This window comes from Streptomyces sp. NPDC055254 (assembly GCF_053606025.1).
In genome coordinates, this window is sequence record NZ_JBSGQV010000098.1 from 1 (window position 1) to 1544 (window position 1544).

Here is a 1544-nt window from a genome sequence, read left to right on the forward strand (position 1 = left end):
CTATCTCCCACAACCCGTCCGGAACGATCCATCCCCACCGTCCACTCCCCATGACCCGTACAACTGCCAACTGACCATGTAGGACACGGTCTTAGGCGGTGCCCTTCCGCCAGCTGGGGTCGCACTTGTCTTCGAGCCAGGCGAGGTTGTCGACGCAGGAGCGGAAGTAGACGGGCCGTCCTTCACCGAAGTTGTGGTTCCAGGTGGTGCAGTCCCCGGCGCTGCCCGGGTTGTAGTGAGATCCGTTCTGCAGGCTGCCGTCTATGCGGGTGTACCGGAACTGAATGTACGACGTCAGTCCGTCGTCGTCGGTGTCGCAGTTCTCGAAGTGGTCGCCACCGCTAATGAACCGCGACCATGAACCGGTGATGGAAGACGTGGCGTCCGTACCGGCCGAGGCGCTGGGCGCTGCAGCCAGGACAAGCGCGACTCCCATAGCCGTAATGGGGACGGCAGAAAGCTTCCTAAGCAAAACATTCACCCTTCGGTGTTGGTGTTTGTGGCGCTTGTCGTGGTCATGCGATCCCTATCTTCCAGTCGTCGCACGGATCGATGGGCACACCAGGGATGCCCACGCATGCGCGGAAGGTGACGCTGCGTCCCTCACCGAAGTCGTGGTCCCAAGTGACGCAGGTCCCGTCGCCGTTTCCGTTCCAGTGCTCTTCCTGCTGGAGGCTGCCGTTCTTTCGTATGTACTTGTATTCGACGTAGGGCTGGAAGGTGTCCCACGAGGTGTCGCAGACCGTGAACTTGTCGCCGTAGCTGATGAACTTGGCTTTCGCTCCCGACGTCTCCGAGGTAGCGTCGGTGCCGGCCCAGGCGCTCGGGGCGATCGCAAGCATGAGGACCGAGCCTGCCGCTGCAGCGGCCATGACGATGCTTTTGATCCGCATAGTGAGGTGGTGTCCCTTCAGGTTGATGATGTGGCGCGAACTCGAAATACATGTCCCGCCTCCAAGGTTCGGTTGGGGAATCTCTGGCTAGTTCCCTGTGACCCGCTCTCCCAAGATCGGCACCACGAGCAGACCGAATACGCGTTACGTGGCTTCTCGTCCTCGGATCCAGATAGGACGATCACGCTTGACGTCCTCAAGGCTGGTAGAGGGGCAGGTCAATGGCAACGATCGGGAGCTGTCCCGGACAGGAAAATGTTGTCCGACCTGGTCAGGGCCGTGTCCGGGACAGAGCTGCCGCATCGTCACCGGCATTACTGCCGTCTTCCTGCAGTCCGACGCCGAGATCCGGCGCATCGTCTGCACCACCAACGCGATCGAGTCGGTGAACCCCAGGATCCGACGAGCCGTCCGCGCCCGCAGCCACTTCCCCTCCGAGAACGCCGCCCTGAAGTGCATCTACCTCGCGGTCATGTTTCCCGCCCGCCCGGGCCCGGGGTGGGGAAACCCGGGCAGGGTGGGGGGCCGGTCGGCCGCTGCCGATGATCTCGTCGATTGAAGCTTCCCCTTGATCGTGGACACCTGGAGACTGGGATCTGAGGTTCCAGAGGAAGTAGTGCCAGGTGGGAAGCAAGTACACGAAGCGGTACT

General features: G+C 61.9%; 2 protein-coding genes and 1 pseudogene. 1 reads left to right on the forward strand and 2 read right to left on the reverse strand.

The features are described 5' to 3' along the window. Positions 1-91: 91 nt before the first annotated feature. Positions 92-436, reverse strand: a complete 345-nt coding sequence (locus ACWFQ8_RS33515) for a hypothetical protein (protein ID WP_453790038.1) — start codon at positions 434-436, stop codon at positions 92-94. A 79-nt stretch (positions 437-515) separates the two neighbouring features. Next, positions 516-893, reverse strand: a complete 378-nt coding sequence (locus tag ACWFQ8_RS33520) for a hypothetical protein (protein WP_453790039.1) — start codon at positions 891-893, stop codon at positions 516-518. Between the two features lie 325 nt (positions 894-1218). Between ACWFQ8_RS33520 and ACWFQ8_RS33525 the strand changes: the two are divergent. Then, positions 1219-1359: pseudogene (locus ACWFQ8_RS33525) on the forward strand (transposase); the annotation flags it as partial. Positions 1360-1544: the final 185 nt, after the last annotated feature.

Bases quoted from the DNA above. Each gene is read 5' to 3' on its own strand.
- ACWFQ8_RS33515 (WP_453790038.1), bottom strand. From the start codon at position 436: ATGGGAGTCGCGCTTGTCCTGGCTGCAGCGCCCAGCGCCTCGGCCGGT.
- ACWFQ8_RS33520 (WP_453790039.1), bottom strand. From the start codon at position 893: ATGCGGATCAAAAGCATCGTCATGGCCGCTGCAGCGGCAGGCTCGGTC.